Source organism: Pantoea sp. GbtcB22 (assembly GCF_019091025.1).
GTDB classification, from domain to species: Bacteria; Pseudomonadota; Gammaproteobacteria; order Enterobacterales; family Enterobacteriaceae; genus Pantoea; species Pantoea leporis.
In genome coordinates this window covers 229,550-247,763 of record NZ_JAGXKB010000003.1, presented here as the reverse complement: position 1 = coordinate 247,763, position 18,214 = coordinate 229,550, and the positions used below count along the sequence as shown (strand labels likewise).

Annotated in this window: 14 protein-coding genes; 9 read left to right on the top strand and 5 right to left on the bottom strand. The window is 54.6% G+C overall.

Annotation, left to right across the window (positions count from 1 at the left end):
• The first annotated feature begins 4 nt into the window (after positions 1 to 4).
• From nuoJ to KVT28_RS12480, 6 genes are all read left to right on the top strand, one after another.
• Positions 5 to 556 (top strand): NADH-quinone oxidoreductase subunit J, encoded by a 552-nt coding sequence (nuoJ, locus tag KVT28_RS12505; RefSeq protein ID WP_008105138.1) that lies wholly within the window; start codon positions 5 to 7, stop codon positions 554 to 556.
• Positions 553 to 855: an NADH-quinone oxidoreductase subunit NuoK gene (nuoK, locus tag KVT28_RS12500; protein WP_007889334.1), complete on the top strand. Its 303-nt coding sequence runs from the start codon at positions 553 to 555 to the stop codon at positions 853 to 855. The genes nuoJ and nuoK overlap by 4 nt, the downstream gene beginning before the upstream one ends.
• Entirely contained in the window at positions 852 to 2,687 is a 1,836-nt protein-coding gene (gene nuoL / locus KVT28_RS12495; RefSeq protein ID WP_101763659.1) for an NADH-quinone oxidoreductase subunit L, read from the top strand. Before nuoK ends, nuoL begins: the two co-directional genes overlap by 4 nt.
• 84 nt (positions 2,688 to 2,771) lie before the next feature.
• The gene (gene nuoM, locus KVT28_RS12490) at positions 2,772 to 4,292 is read left to right on the top strand and encodes an NADH-quinone oxidoreductase subunit M (protein ID WP_101763660.1); all 1,521 of its coding nucleotides are present in this window, start codon (positions 2,772 to 2,774) and stop codon (positions 4,290 to 4,292) included.
• A 6-nt stretch (positions 4,293 to 4,298) separates the two neighbouring features.
• Complete coding sequence (gene nuoN / locus KVT28_RS12485) at positions 4,299 to 5,756, top strand: NADH-quinone oxidoreductase subunit NuoN (RefSeq protein ID WP_008105131.1); 1,458 nt, start codon at positions 4,299 to 4,301, stop codon at positions 5,754 to 5,756.
• Positions 5,757 to 5,945: 189 nt separating this feature from the next.
• The gene (locus KVT28_RS12480; protein ID WP_101763661.1) at positions 5,946 to 6,398 is read left to right on the top strand and encodes a GNAT family N-acetyltransferase; all 453 of its coding nucleotides are present in this window, start codon (positions 5,946 to 5,948) and stop codon (positions 6,396 to 6,398) included.
• Between the two features lie 29 nt (positions 6,399 to 6,427).
• Here the strand turns inward: KVT28_RS12480 and KVT28_RS12475 are convergent, their stop codons facing one another.
• Positions 6,428 to 8,086 carry a glucan biosynthesis protein D gene (locus tag KVT28_RS12475; protein WP_101763662.1) on the bottom strand — a complete coding sequence of 553 codons (1,659 nt, stop codon included), beginning with the start codon at positions 8,084 to 8,086 and terminating at the stop codon, positions 6,428 to 6,430.
• 288 nt (positions 8,087 to 8,374) lie between these two features.
• On the opposite strand from KVT28_RS12475, the gene elaB reads away from it, so the two are divergent.
• Both elaB and KVT28_RS12465 read left to right on the top strand, forming a co-directional pair.
• The gene (gene elaB, locus KVT28_RS12470) at positions 8,375 to 8,686 is read left to right on the top strand and encodes a stress response protein ElaB (protein ID WP_192234492.1); all 312 of its coding nucleotides are present in this window, start codon (positions 8,375 to 8,377) and stop codon (positions 8,684 to 8,686) included.
• 144 nt (positions 8,687 to 8,830) lie between these two features.
• Positions 8,831 to 10,027 (top strand): nicotinamide mononucleotide deamidase-related protein YfaY, encoded by a 1,197-nt coding sequence (locus KVT28_RS12465; protein WP_101763664.1) that lies wholly within the window; start codon positions 8,831 to 8,833, stop codon positions 10,025 to 10,027.
• A gap of 37 nt (positions 10,028 to 10,064) precedes the next feature.
• Here KVT28_RS12465 and yfaE read toward each other — a convergent pair whose 3' ends face one another.
• The 4 genes from yfaE to ubiG all read right to left on the bottom strand — a co-directional run bounded on the left by yfaE (position 10,065) and on the right by ubiG (position 15,365).
• On the bottom strand, positions 10,065 to 10,325 hold the full coding sequence (gene yfaE / locus KVT28_RS12460; protein WP_061717835.1) for a class I ribonucleotide reductase maintenance protein YfaE: 261 nt from the start codon (positions 10,323 to 10,325) through the stop codon (positions 10,065 to 10,067).
• 2 nt (positions 10,326 to 10,327) lie between these two features.
• Entirely contained in the window at positions 10,328 to 11,458 is a 1,131-nt protein-coding gene (gene nrdB, locus KVT28_RS12455) for a class Ia ribonucleoside-diphosphate reductase subunit beta (protein ID WP_101763665.1), read from the bottom strand.
• 53 nt (positions 11,459 to 11,511) lie between these two features.
• Positions 11,512 to 13,797, bottom strand: a complete 2,286-nt coding sequence (gene nrdA, locus KVT28_RS12450) for a class 1a ribonucleoside-diphosphate reductase subunit alpha (RefSeq protein ID WP_101763666.1) — start codon at positions 13,795 to 13,797, stop codon at positions 11,512 to 11,514.
• Between the two features lie 842 nt (positions 13,798 to 14,639).
• Positions 14,640 to 15,365 (bottom strand): bifunctional 2-polyprenyl-6-hydroxyphenol methylase/3-demethylubiquinol 3-O-methyltransferase UbiG, encoded by a 726-nt coding sequence (gene ubiG / locus KVT28_RS12445; RefSeq protein WP_061717833.1) that lies wholly within the window; start codon positions 15,363 to 15,365, stop codon positions 14,640 to 14,642.
• 176 nt (positions 15,366 to 15,541) lie between these two features.
• On the opposite strand from ubiG, the gene gyrA reads away from it, so the two are divergent.
• Positions 15,542 to 18,181 carry a DNA topoisomerase (ATP-hydrolyzing) subunit A gene (gene gyrA, locus KVT28_RS12440; RefSeq protein WP_101763668.1) on the top strand — a complete coding sequence of 880 codons (2,640 nt, stop codon included), beginning with the start codon at positions 15,542 to 15,544 and terminating at the stop codon, positions 18,179 to 18,181.
• Positions 18,182 to 18,214: the final 33 nt, after the last annotated feature.

Sequence of the window (18,214 nt, the reverse complement as noted above, 5' to 3'; positions counted from 1 at the left end):
AGGTATGGAATTTGCGTTTTATCTTTGCGGACTGGTGGCGGTGCTGACGACGCTGCGCGTCATCACCCACACCAATCCGGTACATGCGCTGCTGTATCTGATTGTTTCGCTGCTGTCGATTGCCGGCGTGTTCTTCTCAATGGGCGCCTACTTTGCCGGTGCACTGGAAATCATCGTCTACGCGGGTGCCATCATGGTGCTGTTCGTCTTTGTGGTGATGATGCTGAACCTCGGCAAAACTCAGCAGGATCAAGAGCGCGAGTGGCTCAAACCTTCGCTGTGGATTGGCCCGGGCATCGTCTCTTTACTGCTGCTGGCAGTGATGATTTACGCGATTAGCACGGCAACCGATCAGGGTATTGATGGCACCGTCATCGACGCGAAAGCAGTCGGTATCAGCTTATTTGGTCCCTATGTTCTGGCGGTTGAGTTGGCATCGATGCTGCTGCTCGCGGGTCTGGTCGTGGCCTTCCATATTGGACGTGAAGAGCGTCACGGCGAAGTGTTGAGCAATCGTCAAGCTGATGCGCAAGCAAATAAGGAGGATCACGCATGATCCCGTTACAACACGGCCTGATGCTGGCCGCTGTGCTGTTTGTTCTCGGCCTGACCTCCGTGGTGCTGCGTCGTAACATCCTGTTTATGCTGATTGGTCTGGAAATCATGATCAATGCCTCCGCGTTAGCGCTGGTGGTAGCAGGCAGCTATTGGGGACAAGCTGATGGTCAGGTGATGTACATCCTGGCGATCAGCCTTGCGGCGGCGGAAGCGAGTATTGGTCTGGCGCTGTTGCTCCAGCTCTATCGTCGTCGTCAGACGCTGAACATTGACACAGTGAGCGAGATGCGCGGATGAATCTTCTCTATTTAACCGTATTATTTCCGCTGATTGGCTTCCTGCTATTGGCGTTTTCACGCGGTCGCTGGTCGGAGAACCTGTCGGCAGCAATCGGTATGGGTTCTGTTGGTCTTGCCGCATTAACCACTATTTATGCCGGTTTCGACTTCTTCAATCAGGGGCAGCAGCCGTTCACTCAGGCGCTGTGGACCTGGATTCACGTCGGCAACTTTGACATTAAAGTGAATCTGGTGCTGGATGGTCTTTCTCTGACCATGCTGTCCGTCGTCACCGGCGTTGGCTTCTTCATCCACATGTTCGCTTCATGGTACATGCGTGGTGAAGAGGGTTATTCGCGCTTCTTCGCTTACACCAACCTGTTCATCGCGAGCATGGTGGTGTTGGTGCTGGCCGATAACCTGCTGCTGATGTATCTCGGCTGGGAAGGCGTGGGCCTGTGCTCCTATCTGCTGATTGGCTTCTATTACAGCAATCCAGAGAACGGCAAAGCGGCGATGAAAGCCTTTATCATCACCCGTGTCGGTGATGTGTTCCTCGCTTTCGCCTTGTTCATCCTCTACAACGAGCTGGGCACGCTGAACTTCCGCGAACTGGTGGAACTGGCACCCGCGCACTTCGCTGCAGACAACCACATGCTGCAGTGGGCAACCCTGATGCTGTTGGGTGGCGCGGTTGGTAAATCGGCACAGCTGCCATTACAAACCTGGCTGGCGGATGCGATGGCCGGTCCAACTCCGGTTTCGGCACTGATTCACGCCGCGACCATGGTAACCGCCGGTGTTTATCTGATTGCACGTACCCACGGTCTGTTCCTGTTGACGCCGGAAGTGCTGCATCTGGTGGGTATCATTGGTGCGATTACTCTGGTGCTGGCAGGTTTTGCTGCGCTGGTGCAAACCGACATCAAACGCGTGCTGGCTTACTCCACCATGAGTCAGATCGGCTACATGTTCCTCGCGCTTGGCGTGCAGGCATGGGACGCGGCGATTTTCCACCTGATGACGCATGCATTCTTCAAAGCCTTGCTGTTCCTCTCTTCAGGCTCGGTCATTCTGGCCTGCCATCACGAGCAGAATATTTTCAAAATGGGCGGCCTGCGTAAGAGCATCCCGCTGGTGTATATCTGCTTCCTGGTGGGCGGTGCCGCCTTGGCTGCGCTGCCGCTGATCACCGCAGGTTTCTACAGTAAAGATGAAATCCTGTTTGGTGCGATGGCGAATGGTCACATCAATCTGATGGTGGCGGGTCTGGTGGGTGCATTCCTCACTTCGATCTACACCTTCCGCATGATCTTTATCGTGTTCCACGGTGAAGAGAAAATTCATGCTCACGCCGGTAAAGGCATTACGCATCACCTGCCGCTGATTGTTCTGATGGTGCTCTCCACCTTTATTGGTGCGCTGATCACGCCTCCTCTGGCGGGTGTTCTGCCGCAGAACGAGTTTGGTGAAGGCGGCAAAGTGATGCTGGAAATCACCTCAGGCGTGGTGGCCATTGTCGGTATCCTGATCGCAGCAGCTCTGTGGCTGGGTAAACGTCAACTGGTGACCAGTATTGCTAACAGCGCGCCGGGTCGTTTCTTCGGCACCTGGTGGTTCGCGGCCTGGGGCTTCGACTGGCTGTATGACAAGCTGTTTGTAAAACCTTATCTCGGCATTGCCTGGTTGCTGAAGCGCGATCCGCTTAACTCACTGATGAACCTGCCTGCGCTGCTGTCGCGTGTTGGTAACAAAGGTTTGGTGGTGAGCGAAAACGGTTATCTGCGCTGGTACGTGGCCTCGATGAGTGTGGGTGCCGTTGTGGTGCTGGCGCTGCTGCTGGTGATTTAAAGATTGATGAGCGGGGCGGGTTCGCTCGCCCAATTAGAATGTCAAAAATTGCCTGAAGTAAGGCAATAAAAAGGGAAGTTTGCCGTGTTATTACCTTGGCTAATTATCATACCTTTTGTCGGTGGCTTGCTCTGCTGGCTTGCGGAGCGTCTTGGCGCGAAAGTTCCGCGCTGGATTGCCATGATCACCATGGGCCTGACGCTAGCGCTTGGTCTGCAGCTGTGGTTGCAGGGAGGCTATTCACTGACGCAGGCTGCGGGCATTCCGCAATGGCAATCGACTTTCTCCGTACCGTGGATTCCGCGCTTTGGCATCAACTTCCATCTGGCAATTGATGGTCTGTCGCTGCTGATGGTGGTGCTGACCGGACTGCTCGGTTTGATGGCGGTGCTGTGTTCCTGGAACGAAATTGAGAAATATCAGGGCTTTTTCCACCTCAACCTGATGTGGATTCTCGGTGGTGTGATTGGCGTGTTCCTCTCCATCGATATGTTCCTGTTCTTCTTCTTCTGGGAAATGATGCTGGTGCCGATGTATTTCCTCATCGCACTGTGGGGCCATAAAGCATCCGACGGTAAAACGCGTATCAGCGCGGCGACCAAGTTCTTCATCTACACCCAGGCATCGGGTCTGATCATGTTGGTGGCGATTCTGGCGCTGGTCTTTGTCCATTACAACGCCACCGGCGTATGGACTTTCAGCTACGAAGAGCTGCTGAAAACTCCGATGTCGCACACCGTTGAATATCTGCTGATGCTTGGCTTCTTTATTGCCTTTGCGGTGAAAATGCCGGTGGTGCCATTACACGGTTGGTTACCCGATGCGCATAGCCAGGCACCAACCGCTGGTTCAGTTGACCTCGCAGGTATCTTGCTAAAAACTGCGGCTTACGGTTTGCTGCGCTTTAGCCTGCCGCTGTTCCCGAATGCGTCAGCAGAGTTCGCACCGATTGCCATGTGGCTGGGTATCATCGGCATCTTCTACGGTGCGTGGATGGCATTCTCACAAACTGATATCAAGCGACTGATCGCTTACACCTCTATTTCGCATATGGGCTTCGTGCTCATCGCCATCTACACTGGCAGCCAGCTGGCCTTCCAGGGCGCGGTGATTCAGATGATTGCGCACGGTCTCTCTGCTGCGGCACTGTTCATCTTGTGTGGTCAGCTGTATGAGCGTCTGCATACCCGCGACCTTCGTCAGATGGGCGGCTTGTGGTCACGTATCAAATGGATTCCGGGTCTGTCACTGTTCTTCGCGGTTGCAAACCTCGGTATGCCGGGCACCGGTAACTTTGTTGGCGAATTTATGATTCTGACCGGCAGCTTCCAGGTGGTACCGGTGATTATCGTCATTGCAACCTTTGGTCTGGTGTTTGCTTCGGTTTACTCCCTGATCATGATGCAGCGCGCTTACTTCGGCGAAGCAAAGTCGAAAGATCCGCTGCCAGGCATGTCACCGCGTGAGTTCATGACTATCGGCGTATTGGTGGTGTTGCTGGTACTGCTGGGGATTTATCCTCAGCCGATCCTCGACACATCCCATGCTGCGATGAGTAATATTCAGCAGTGGTTTACCGCTTCAATTTCAACTACAAGGCCGTAATTCGCCATGACAATAACTCCTCAACATCTGATCGCGTTACTGCCGCTGTTAATCGTCGGATTGACGGTGGTGGTGGTGATGCTGTCCATTGCGTGGCGACGCAATCACTTTGTTAATGCCACGCTGACGGTGATCGGACTTAACATTGCGCTATTTTCTCTGTGGTTTGTAGGCCAGGCGGGAGCGATGGACGTCACGCCGCTGCTGCGTGTTGATGGCTATTCGATGTTCTACACCGCGCTGGTGGTGCTGGCGAGTTTAGCCACCTGCACCTTCGCTTATCCGTGGCTGGCCGGTTTCCCGGATAACAAAGATGAGTTCTATCTGCTGGTGCTGATTGCAGCACTCGGCGGGATCGTGCTGGCGAGCGCCAATCATCTGGCAGCGCTGTTCATCGGTATCGAACTGCTGTCACTGCCGCTGTTTGGTTTGATTGGTTATGCTTTCCGCCAGAAACGTTCGCTGGAAGCGTCGCTGAAATATACCATTCTGTCGGCGGCGGCCTCATCGTTCCTGCTGTTCGGTATCGCGCTGATTTATGCTGATTCCGGCAGCCTGAGCTTTGTGCAGCTGGGCAAAAGTCTGAGCGATAGCATGATTCAGGAGCCGCTGTTGCTGCTCGGTCTGGGCATGATGATTATCGGACTGGGCTTTAAACTGTCGCTGGTTCCTTTCCACCTGTGGACGCCAGATGTTTATCAGGGTGCGCCAGCGCCGGTTTCAACCTTCCTCGCTACCGCCAGCAAGATCGCCATCTTTGGTGTGATTATGCGCCTGTTCATGTACGCGCCCGTCACTGACAGCGAAGCGGTGCGTACCGTGCTGGGCATCATTGCGTTTGCGTCGATTCTGTTCGGCAACCTGATGGCGATTTCCCAGAGCAACATCAAGCGTCTGCTCGGTTACTCCTCTATCGCGCACCTTGGTTATCTGTTGGTGGCGCTGATTGCGGTGAAAACCCATCAGCTGTCGCTGGAAACCGCAGGCGTTTATCTGGCCGGTTACCTGTTCAGCAGCCTTGGCGCGTTCGGCGTAGTGAGTCTGATGTCGAGCCCTTATCGCGGTCCGGATGCCGATACGCTCTATTCCTATCGTGGTCTGTTCTGGCATCGTCCGATTCTGTCTGCAGTAATGACGGTGATGATGTTGTCACTGGCGGGTATCCCAATGACGCTCGGCTTCATCGGTAAGTTCTACGTTATCGCCTCGAGTGTGAACGCACATCTGTGGTGGTTGAGTGGTGCGGTGGTAGCGGGTAGTGCGATTGGGCTTTATTACTATCTGCGTGTGACGGTGAGTCTGTATCTCAGCCCGCCGGAACTGCACAACCGCGATACGCAAGCCAATTGGGCATTTACTGCCGGCGGCGTTGTGGTACTGATCTCTGCGATTCTGGTGCTGCTGCTCGGTGTTTATCCGCAGCCGCTGATTACACTGGTGCAGATGGCTCAGCCACTGATGTAATTCAGATTTACGAAACCACTGAATCAGGCCTGCGGGCCTGATTTTTTTTGCCTGCAGTTCACAGCGTAGTGAGAGGTTGAGCACAGAGTCACCACGAGGTTTTCAGCTGCCGCTGCTGCTCACTGCGTTTGGCGTAGCCGGTGTGATATTCTCATCGGATCCCTTTTTTCGCTCAGACAAGGAAGCACCATGGAAATGCTTTGGCTTGATTGCCACCACAGTGAACTGACAGCGCAACAACTCTACACTTTGCTGGCACTGCGCAATCATGTCTTCATCGTGGAACAAAACTGTCCTTATCAGGATATTGATGGCCAGGATTTAGCTGCCGAAAACCGCCACATTCTCGGATTTCTCGACGGTAAGCTGCTGGCCTATGCGCGCGTGTTAACGCCAGCGCTAGACTCTGCGCCGGTAATGATTGGTCGTGTGATTGTTTCTGAAGAAGCACGCGGTTTGAAGCTGGGCTATCGCTTGATGGAGAAGGCGCTGGAGAGCTGTGAAAAGTATTGGTCGCAGCGCGCTATTTATCTCTCTGCGCAGGCACATCTGGAAGGGTTCTACGGTCGTCTGGGCTTTAAAGCGGTGACTGAAGTCTACATGGAAGATGACATTCCGCACATCGGCATGCAAAAAGCATAACGGCGAGGATTGCTCCTCGCCGTCAATCATCAGCCTGGCGTCATCTGCCGGTCATCAACGTATTTACGTTGATCTGGCGGCGGCGGGAAGTACTGATAAAGCCAGGTTTCACTCAGCGTTTCATCTTTGGTACGTAGGAACAGGCGCATATCAACCGGTTTGGTCGAGTCGCTGTTTGGATACCAGTCAAACAGAATGCGGTAACCGTTGAGTGGCTCGACGTAGAGAATCTCAACCTGCTTAAATGTGCCTTCTGAAACGGTAATCACCGGCTCAATACCTTTCGGCGCTGCGGCTTTCAGATCGCCACCAACAAAATCAATGGCAAAGCGACGTGACCAGGTATCCGGGAAGTGTTCGCCTGGCGCCCAACCTTCCGGGAATCCGCCGATACCGGTGCGCGTGGCATCGACACGCGCCAAACCACTGCGCACTGGTGGCAACTGGCTCCAGTAGAGTTTGTACTGGAAGCTGAACTCGCTACCGGCTTTCACCGGTTCTGACGGCTGCCAGAAGCACACCACGTTATCCAGCGTTTCCCCGGTGGTAGGAATCTCCATCACGTTAATGGCGCCTTTGCCCCATTTACCAATCGGTTCTACCCACAGGCTTGGACGTTTGTCGTACCAGCCAATCACATCCTGATAATTTTTGAAGTCATGATCGAGCTGCAACAGGCCAAAACCACGCGGGTTTTCGTCCTGATAGGCGTTGAACTGCAAACGCTGCGGGTTGTTCAGCGGACGTGCAATCCATTCGCCTTCACCGGTCCACATCGCCAGACGATCGGAGTCGTGGATTTGTGGATGGTAAGTGTTACACATGCGGCGCTCGTTGGTGCCACAACTGAACATGCTGGTCATTGGCGCAATGCCAAGCTGGCGAATGTCGTTACGCGCAAACAGGTGGTTTTCCACCTCCATCACGACGCGTTTCTCCTCGCAGTGAATGGTGAACTTGTAGGCACCGGTGACGCTCGCGCCATCCAGCAGGGCGTAGACCACGAAAGTAGTGTCATCCGCTTTTGGTGTTTCGAACCAGAACGCGGTGAAGTCCGGGAACTCTTCTTTGCCGTTGCTGAAGGTGTTGACCGCCACGCCGCGCGCGGAGAGGCCGTACTGGAAGGTTTCATCAACCGCACGGAAATAGCTGGCGCCAAGGAAAGAGACGATATCGCGGCGCGCCAGTTCAGGCTTCTTAAACGCACGGAAACCGGCAAAGCCGAGATCGGTTTTACCAACCAGCTGCCTGGTATCAACGTTGGCGTTGTGATAATTGAACAGCTCCGGACGGAAGTGGATCTCACGCGCTTCACGGCTCTGGGCATCGACCGAGAACATGCGGATGCGGCGCTTGAAGCCCATACCGACGTGGAAGAATTGCACGTCCAGCTGACGATCGGGGATGTTATTCCACAGCGAGTGGTTGGCGTCGTACTGAATTTCGTTATAGGCCTGTGGAGTGAGATTGGCCAGGGTGTCGGGCAAGGGGCCGGGGGCGCCGCCCCAGGGCTGTTTTGCCAGCGCGGAGGCTTTCTTTTTCAGTGAGTCGAAATCGAAGCGAACCGCGGTACCGTCGGCGATACCATCATCGGCCCAGGCGGATTGTGCAAACAGCGTGGAGAGACCCGTCATGCCGCTAACAGCGGAGAGGGCCATGGACGCTTTCATAAATTTTCTACGATTCATGCCGGAAATCTAATCCTTAGCTGCTCGGGTGTATTTTGACTCTCGTAAGACGAGAAGCGTCTGACTACAGGGGGTTACGACAGTCGTGAAAATAAATAATTCAGTCTGCGGAAAATTTATCAGATTAATCAAATAAGCGAAGCAGAATTCGCGTAGCGGCAGCGTACATGACACAACTTTGCACTGCGGTGGATGAAACTCGGTGAAAACCTTGCAGTCGCCACCCAGCAAATCTGCAATTTATGACTATAGTTAAACCACAACGAGCAAGGAACATGGAGGAACTACATAGTGTCATCTTCAGATCAATTTGAAACGCACCTTGACGACGACCTGGCGCTGCTAACGGAAACGCTGGAAGAAGTGTTACGGGCATCAGGCGATCCGGCCGATCAGAAATATATCGAGCTGAAACTCAAAGCTGAACAAGCGCTGGAAGACGTGAAATCGCGCGTTAGCCATGCGTCAGACAGCTATTACTATCGTGCCAAAAACGCGGCCTATCGCGCCGATGATTATGTGCATGAAAAACCGTGGCAGGGGATTGGCATCGGTGCCGCCGCTGGCCTGTTTGTCGGTTTACTGCTGGCTCGACGTTAAGTTCCAACGGGCGCGACACGCTTCGCGCCCGCTTCCTGATTGCCTCGCCGCTTTTCCCGCTAAATCCCTGTTTCGCATCATCCGCGATTGTGTTTCGCCTGCGCGCTTCCTACAGTAAAGCGACAGGGAAAAGGAGAACGCAACGTGATACGTGTAGAAATGCTCTCAACGGGCGATGAAGTGTTACATGGGCAGATTGTCGATACCAACGCCGCGTGGCTGGCCAATGTGCTGTTCCAGCACGGTTTGCCGATGACCAGCCGTAGCACCGTCGGTGATGCAATGACCTCGCTGGTGGAGGCGCTGCAGAGCCGCAGCCAGATTGCTGACGTGCTGATCGTGAATGGCGGTTTAGGACCGACCAGTGACGATCTCAGCGCGCAGGCCGCAGCCATTGCCAGCGGCAGCGAGTTAGTTATCCAGCAACCCTGGCTGGAAAAAATGGAAGCCTGGTTCGCCAGCCGCGGACGTGTGATGGCACCGAGCAACCGCAAGCAGGCAGAAATCCCCGCCATAGCTGAGATGCTCGATAATCCGGTCGGCACCGCATGCGGCTTCGCGCTGCAGCTCAATCGCTGCTGGATTTTCTTCACCCCTGGCGTGCCGTCGGAATTTAAAGTGATGGTTGAGCAGGAGATTATTCCGCGCCTCAAAGCACGCTTTGAACTGCCTGAGCCACCATTGTGTTTGCGCCTCACCACCTTTGGACGTGGGGAAAGTGACATTGCCGCCGAGCTGGAGCCGCTCCCGCTGCCGGAAGGCGTAGTGATGGGCTATCGCTCATCGATGCCGATTATTGAAATCAAACTCACCGGACCCGCCAGCCAACGCGTGGCGATGGAGCAAGTGTGGCAGCAGGTAAAACTGTTGCTGGCTGAATGCACCATCTTTGAGGGCACCGAAGGTTTACCGGCGCTGCTGGCGCGCGAGTTGCAGCAGCGTGGCTTCCATTTGGCGCTGAGCGAGCAGTTCACCGCCGGCTTACTTAACTGGCAGCTGGCCGCTGCGGACGTGGCGCTCAGCAAAGCAGAGATTCTGCCGCCGCAGGATGAAGATCTGGAAGCGCAGGTTGCGCGCACGCGTGACTGGGCGAAACAGCAGGGCGTGGCGCTGGCGTTGTCGGTGGGAAATTTAGTAGAAGGCGAAGTATCGATTGCATTGCATACGCCGGAAGCCAGCTGGGGCCAACGCGTAAAGTTCACTCATGGACGTCATAACGTGGAAACGCGGCAGAAAGTGGTGGCAATGATGGCGATGAACATGTTGCGTCGCTGGCTACACGGCAGTGAAGTCAGCACCGGTCACGGTTGGATTGATGTGCTGGAAACGGTGAAAAGCTGATTGATCACCAGGTCGCCATAAATGGCGGCCTGGTCAATCACAGCTCGATCTCAATCTCCCCTTTGGCGCGACAGCAGCACGGCAAAATCTCGCCTTGCTGCACAAACGCCAACGGGGTTTCGGCATAATCCACTTCGCCTTTTAGCAAACGCATGCGGCAAGAGCCGCAGTAGCCTTCGCGACACTGAAACTCAACGCACAGATTATTAGCTTCCAGCGTCGCCAGCAGATTGGGGTGATCTTCTGCGCACTCCAGCCGGGAGCCGGAGCTACGCAGAATAACAACAGAGCGGCTCATGCTTACAGCTGGAAGCCGTCGAAATCGTCTTCGCCCACTTCAGAATCAATCTGACCGACCAAATACGAGCTCACTTCAACTTCCTGCGGTGCAACCTGTACGTTGTCCGACACCAGCCACGAGTTGATCCATGGAATGGGGTTGGAACGCGTCTGGAACGGCAGATCGAGACCCACCGCCTGCATACGGATGTTGGTGATGTACTCGATATACTGGCACAGAATGTCTTTGTTCAGGCCAATCATCGAGCCGCCGCTGAACAGGTATTCTGCCCACTCCTTTTCCTGCTCGGCTGCCTTCTTGAACAGATCGAAGCATTCATCACGACACTCCGCGGCGATGGCTTTCATCTCTGGATCGTCTTCACCGGTGCGCAGCAGGTTCAGCATATGCTGGGTGCCGGTCAGATGCAGCGCTTCATCGCGTGCAATCAGCTTGATGATTTTGGCGTTGCCTTCCATCAGCTCGCGCTCGGCGAAAGCAAATGAACAGGCGAAGCTGACGTAGAAGCGAATGGCTTCCAGCGCGTTGACGCTCATCAGGCAGATATAGAGCTGCTTTTTCAGATCGCGCAGGTTAACGGTAACGGTTTTACCGTTGACCTGATGCGTACCTTCACCCAGCAGATGCCAGTAACTGGTCATCTCGATCAGGTCATCGTAGTACTTCGAGATATCTTCGGCGCGCGCCAGAATCTGCTCGTTGGTGACGATATCGTCAAACACCACCGCCGGATCGTTAACGATGTTACGGATGATGTGCGTGTAGGAGCGCGAGTGAATGGTCTCGGAGAACGCCCAGGTTTCAATCCAGGTTTCCAGCTCAGGGATGGAAATCAACGGCAGCAGCGCCACGTTCGGGCTACGGCCCTGAATCGAGTCCAGCAGCGTTTGATACTTCAGGTTGCTGATGAAGATGTGCTTTTCATGCTCCGGCAGCGCCTGGTAATCGATGCGATCGCGCGAGACGTCCACTTCTTCCGGACGCCAGAAGAAGGAGAGCTGCTTCTCAATCAGCTTTTCAAAGATGTCATATTTCTGCTGATCGAAACGGGCAACGTTGACGGACTGGCCAAAGAACATCGGCTCTTTCAGCTGGTCATTTTTGTTCTGCGAGAATGTGGTGTAAGCCATTTTGAGTCCAAATGTGAAGAGGGCCGACCAATGTCGGCCCTGACAAGATGAGATTAGATCTTACATGCGCCGCTTTCGCAGCCATCATCCTGAATGGAAGGTGCCAGATCGTCCTGTGCATCTTCTGCACCGTCGCGGGTGTTTTGATAGTACAGGGTTTTCACGCCGAACTTGTACGCGGTCAGCAGGTCTTTCAGCAGCTGTTTCATCGGCACTTTGCCATTCGCAAAGCGGCTCGGATCGTAGTTGGTGTTCGACGAAATCGCCTGATCGATGAACTTCTGCATCACGCCAACCAGCTGCAGATAACCGTCGTTGGACGGCATTTCCCACAGCAGTTCGTACTGGTCTTTCAGACGCTCATACTCTGGCACCACCTGACGCAGAATACCGTCTTTCGATGCTTTGATGCTGATGTGTCCGCGCGGCGGCTCAATGCCGTTGGTGGCGTTCGAAATCTGCGAAGAGGTTTCAGACGGCATCAGCGCAGAGAGCGTTGAGTTGCGCAGACCGTGCGTGGTGATTGACTTACGCAGGCCTTCCCAATCCAGATGCAGCGGCTCGTTGCACACCGCGTCGAGATCCTTTTTATAGGTATCGATCGGCAGAATGCCCTGCGAGTAAGTGGTCTCTTTAAACCACGGGCACGCACCTTGCTCTTTCGCCAATTCGTTCGAGGCTTTCAGCAAGTAGTACTGAATGGCTTCGAAAGTTTTGTGCGTCAGATTATTGGCGCTGCCATCAGAGTAACGCACGCCGTTTTTCGCCAGGTAATACGCGTAGTTGATCACGCCAATACCCAGCGTACGGCGGCCCATGGCGCCGCGTTGTGCTGCCGGAATGGGGTAATCCTGATAATCCAGCAGTGCATCAAGCGCACGCACCGCAAGGGTGGCCAGCTCTTCCAGATCGTCAAGGCTGTTAATCGCGCCCAGGTTAAAGGCAGACAGCGTACACAGGGCGATTTCGCCGCTTTCGTCATTGACGTCGTTCAGCGGTTTGGTCGGCAGTGCGATCTCGAGGCACAGATTCGACTGACGAACTGGCGCGATGCTTGGATCGAACGGGCTGTGCGTGTTGCAGTGATCGACGTTCTGAATGTAGATACGGCCAGTTGACGCACGCTCCTGCATCATCAGTGAGAACAGCTCAACGGCTTTCACGCGCTGTTTGCGGATGCTGTCATCTTTCTCGTATTTGGTGTACAGACGCTCGAACTCGTCCTGATCGGCGAAGAACGCATCGTACAGGCCAGGCACGTCAGACGGGCTGAACAGCGTGATGTCTTCACCTTTCAGCAGGCGGGTGTACATCAGTTTGTTGATCTGTACGCCGTAATCCATGTGACGCACGCGGTTGCCTTCAACACCGCGGTTGTTTTTCAGCACCAGCAGGCTTTCAACTTCCAGATGCCACATTGGGTAGAACAGCGTCGCTGCGCCGCCACGTACGCCGCCTTGTGAGCAGGACTTCACGGCAGTCTGGAAATGTTTGTAGAACGGAATACAACCGGTGTGGAACGCTTCGCCACCGCGAATCGGGCTACCCAGCGCACGAATGCGGCCGGCGTTGATGCCGATACCGGCGCGCTGAGAAACGTATTTCACAATGGCGCTGGAGGTGGCGTTGATAGAGTCGAGGCTGTCGCCGCACTCGATCAGTACGCAAGAGCTGAACTGACGCGTTGGGGTACGCACGCCGGACATGATTGGCGTTGGCAGCGAGATTTTGAAGGTTGAGATCGCATCGTAGAAACGCTTCACGTAATCCATACGGGTTTCGCGCGGATAGCCAGAGAACAGGCACGCCGCCACCAGAATGTAGAGGAACTGGGCGCTTTCGTAGATTTCGCCGCTGACGCGGTTCTGCACCAGATATTTCCCTTCCAGCTGCTTAACCGCTGCGTAGGAGAAATTCATGTCGCGCCAATGGTCGATAAACGCGTCCATCTGCTCGAACTCTTCGGTGCTGTAATCTTCCAGCAGATGGCGGTCGTATTTGCCCATCTCAACCATTTTCACCACCTGATCGTACAGCTTCGGCGGCTCAAACTGGCCGTAGGCTTTTTTACGCAGGTGGAAGATAGCCAGACGCGCAGCCAGGTATTGGTAATCCGGCGCATCACGCGAGATCAGGTCTGCGGCAGCCTTGATGATGGTCTCATGAATGTCAGAAGTTCTGATGCCATCGTAGAACTGAATGTGTGAGCGCAGTTCAACCTGTGAAACTGAAACATTGTTCAGCCCTTCGGCTGCCCAATCCAGTACACGATGAATTTTGTCGAGATCAATGCGCTCCTGGCGGCCATCGCGTTTAGTAACGAGCAGACTTTGGTTCATGTCGCGTTTTTACCTGTCCATGCATGAATGACGTATTTATCCCCCATGTATGCACAAGGTTTATGCACAAGCCGCTCGTTGTGAGTAAGCCTGTGGATAAACACTATATATAGGGGGTGCGGGAAGTTTGAACAACAATATGGTGAGTATTCTAGTCAGCAATCTCTTCTTAACAAGAGTTGATTTTCACTAAAAAATCGTCATTACCGGCTGGCTAAAATCCTGGATCCGCATGCCGCAAGGCCTGCACTTAGTGTCAACCGCTCAACACTTTTTTTTCACTTTATGATCGGACGCGTGTTTCTTGCTCAACCACCGCGCTTCAGGAATTTTCTTAGACAAAAAAAGCCCCGACAAGGCCGCCAGCAGCGAACTTATCTAAAAGTGCTTATGAATTTTTTGTGACTTGCTTAGCCTATAAAAAAGGCTGGTACGCGTCTAAAAGGAAATTGATCTGGATAGGGCCAAAATTAGGGTATAAGAGGTCGCCATGAATGACGTAATGTTTGTTAGTTAAGCCAACGACGAGTGCGCTGGCCGGGGCCACTTTTGGGCCGGCGGTCCTCGCGCCGCTAGCGCGGTACCTTCACTTCGTTCGTCTGCCTGACGGACCGGCGGAGACGGGACTTCCATGTCCCTGCTCCGCCTTTCGCCCGCGTCCTGCGGGCTCTCCTGGCTTCCTCGCTTCGTTCAGCGCTGCGGATTGCCGGACCAAAAGTGGTCCCGGCCTGCTCGTAAGCTCCAGTGCGTGTTGTTGAAAAGGGCTCATTTGCCCGTGAAGCAGATGTGCAAGGGCCCGCACGTATGATGAACGTACTTTCTGAAATCTAAGCTGGCAGTCATCACTCCTGACGATGCGTATGAATCATGTAGTTCACATCGACACCGCGACCCAGACGGAACTGGTTGGTCAGCGGATTGTAGTGCAGGCCAATCATATTTCTTTCACGCAGCGGGGTTTCATCCACCCAGTTCAGCAACTCGGCGGGACGGATGAATTTCTTCACGTCGTGCGTCCCGCGCGGCACCATGCGCAGCACATACTCGGCACCAAATACCGCCAGCAGCCAGGCTTTTGGATTGCGGTTGATGGTGGAGAAAAACACTTCGCCGCCGGGCTTCACCAGCTGCGCGCAGGCTAAGACTACCGAGCGCGGATCCGGCACATGCTCCAGCATCTCCATGCAGGTCACCACATCATACTGCCCGGCGTGACTTGCGGCGTGATCTTCCACGGTTTGCTGCACGTAGTTAACGCTAACGCCGCTCTCCAGCGCATGCAGACGCGCCACTTCCAGCGGCTCAGCGCCCATATCCAGGCCGGTAACCTCAGCGCCTTCACGCGCCATGCTCTCCGCCAGAATGCCGCCGCCGCAGCCGACATCGAGCACTTTCTTGCCGAACAGGCCATTACTATGCTGCGCTATCCAGCCAAGTCGCAGGGGGTTAATACGGTGCAACGGCTTAAATTCACCCTCTAAATCCCACCAGCGGGATGCCACGGCCTCAAACTTGGCGATCTCGGCGTGGTCGACGTTCTGGCGGCTTTCCTGCGGTTGTTCACTCATTGAATCATCACTCCAGACAAAATATTCCCTCAGTATAAACGCTTAACTCACGCGAACGCATCTCTCACGCTCAAGGAAAAGCGGGATTAAGGCCTGGTTAACGTTCACCGAAGGGAAGCAATGTGATATACTTTCGCACCTTTAAATCCGGGATTATGTAGAGGGATAGCGGCTCCATGAGCGACCTTGCGAGAGAAATTACACCGGTCAATATCGAAGAAGAGTTGAAAAACTCCTACCTCGATTACGCCATGTCGGTCATTGTTGGCCGAGCCTTACCCGATGTGCGTGATGGTCTGAAGCCGGTACACCGCCGTGTGCTTTTTGCCATGAGCGAACTGGGCAACGACTGGAATAAACCCTATAAAAAATCCGCCCGTGTGGTCGGTGACGTCATCGGTAAATATCACCCGCACGGCGATTCCGCGGTATACGAAAGTATCGTGCGTATGGCCCAGCCATTCTCCCTGCGCTACATGCTGGTTGACGGTCAGGGTAACTTTGGTTCGGTCGATGGCGACTCCGCCGCAGCGATGCGTTATACCGAAGTCCGCATGGCAAAGATCTCTTCGGAGCTGCTGGCTGACCTGGAAAAGGAAACCGTCGATTTCGTGCCGAACTATGACGGCACCGAGCAGATCCCTGAAGTCCTGCCAACTAAAATTCCTAACCTGCTGGTAAACGGTTCTTCCGGTATCGCCGTTGGTATGGCAACCAACATTCCACCGCACAACCTGACGGAAGTGATCAACGGCTGTCTGGCGTTTATCGAAGATGAAGACATCACCGTTGAGGGTCTGATGGAGCACATCACCGGGCCAGACTTCCCGACGGCGGCCTTCATCAATGGTCGTCGTGGTATTGAAGAAGCCTATCGCACCGGGCGCGGTAAGATTTACATTCGCGCACGTGGCGAAGTGGAAACTGATGCCAAGACCGGCCGTGAAACCATCATCGTGCACGAACTGCCGTATCAGGTGAACAAAGCGCGTCTGATCGAGAAGATCGCCGAGCTGGTGAAAGAGAAGCGCGTGGAAGGCATCAGCGCACTACGTGACGAATCTGATAAAGACGGCATGCGTGTTGTCATTGAGATCAAACGCGATGCGGTGGGTGAAGTGGTTCTCAACAACCTCTACTCGCTGACACAGCTGCAGGTCTCTTTCGGCATCAACATGGTGGCGCTGCATCAGGGCCAGCCGAAGATCATGACGCTGAAAGGCATCATCGAAGCCTTCGTGCGTCACCGTCGTGAAGTGGTTACGCGTCGTACCATTTTCGAACTGCGTAAAGCGCGCGATCGTGCTCACATCCTTGAAGGCCTGGCGATTGCGCTGGCTAACATCGACCCGATCATCGAACTGATTCGTCGTGCACCAACGCCAGCCGAAGCGAAACTGGGCCTGCTGGCGCAGTCGTGGGATCTGGGTAACGTTGCCGCGATGCTGGAACGTGCCGGTAATGATGCTGCGCGTCCGGAATGGCTGGAAGCCGAGTTCGGTATTCGCGATGGTCAATATTATCTGACTGAACAGCAAGCGCAGGCGATTCTGGATCTGCGTCTGCAGAAACTGACCGGCCTCGAGCACGAAAAGCTGCTCGACGAATACAAAGAGCTGCTGGATCAGATTGCTGAGCTGCTGCACATCCTGCAAAGCGCTGAGCGCCTGATGGAAGTAATCCGTGAAGAGCTGGAGCTGATGCGCGATCAGTTCGGCGACGCACGTCGTACTGAAATTACCGCGAACAGTGCAGACATCAACATCGAAGACCTGATCAATCAGGAAGACGTTGTGGTGACGCTGTCGCATCAGGGTTATGTCAAATACCAACCGCTGACCGACTATGAAGCCCAGCGCCGCGGTGGTAAAGGCAAATCCGCCGCACGTATTAAAGAAGAAGACTTTATCGATCGTCTGCTGGTGGCCAACACCCACGACACCATTCTGTGCTTCTCCAGCCGTGGCCGTCTCTACTGGATGAAGGTCTATCAGCTGCCGGAAGCCAGCCGTGGTGCGCGCGGTCGTCCAATCGTCAACCTGTTGCCGCTGGAAGCCAACGAACGTATCACCGCCATTCTGCCGGTGCGTGAATACACCGAAGGCTTCAACATCTTCATGGCTACCGCGAGCGGTACCGTGAAGAAAACCGCGCTGCAGGAGTTCAGCCGTCCGCGTAGCGCGGGCATCATCGCCATCAACCTGCGTGAGGATGACGAGCTGATTGGCGTGGCGCTGACCAACGGTAGCGACGAAGCAATGCTGTTCTCTGCCGCCGGTAAAGTGGTGCGCTTCGCTGAAACGGCGGTACGTGCGATGGGCCGTTCGGCTTCGGGCGTTCGCGGTATCAAGCTGGCTGAAAGCGACAAAGTGGTGTCGCTGATTGTGCCACGCGAAGAGGGCGCGATCCTCACCGTGACGCAGAACGGTTACGGTAAACGTACCGCCAACAGCGAGTATCCAACCAAGTCGCGTGCGACCCAGGGCGTGATCTCGATTAAAGTCACCGAACGTAACGGACCGGTTATCGGCGCGGTACAGGTGGTGGATGGCGATCAGATCATGATGATCACCGATGCCGGTACGCTGGTGCGTACTCGCGTATCGGAAGTCAGCGTGGTAGGCCGTAATACTCAGGGCGTGATTCTGATCCGTACAGCGGAAGATGAAAACGTGGTGGGTCTGCAACGCGTCGCGGAGCCGGTGGAAGAGGAAGAACTCGACGCCATCGACGGTAGCGTAGCGGAAGGCGAGGAGGATATCGCGCCGGAAGTGGACAGCGACGACGATGCACCAGAAGCTGACGACGAAGAGTAATTCGTAACGGCTTTAATAAGCGGCAGGTCAGGA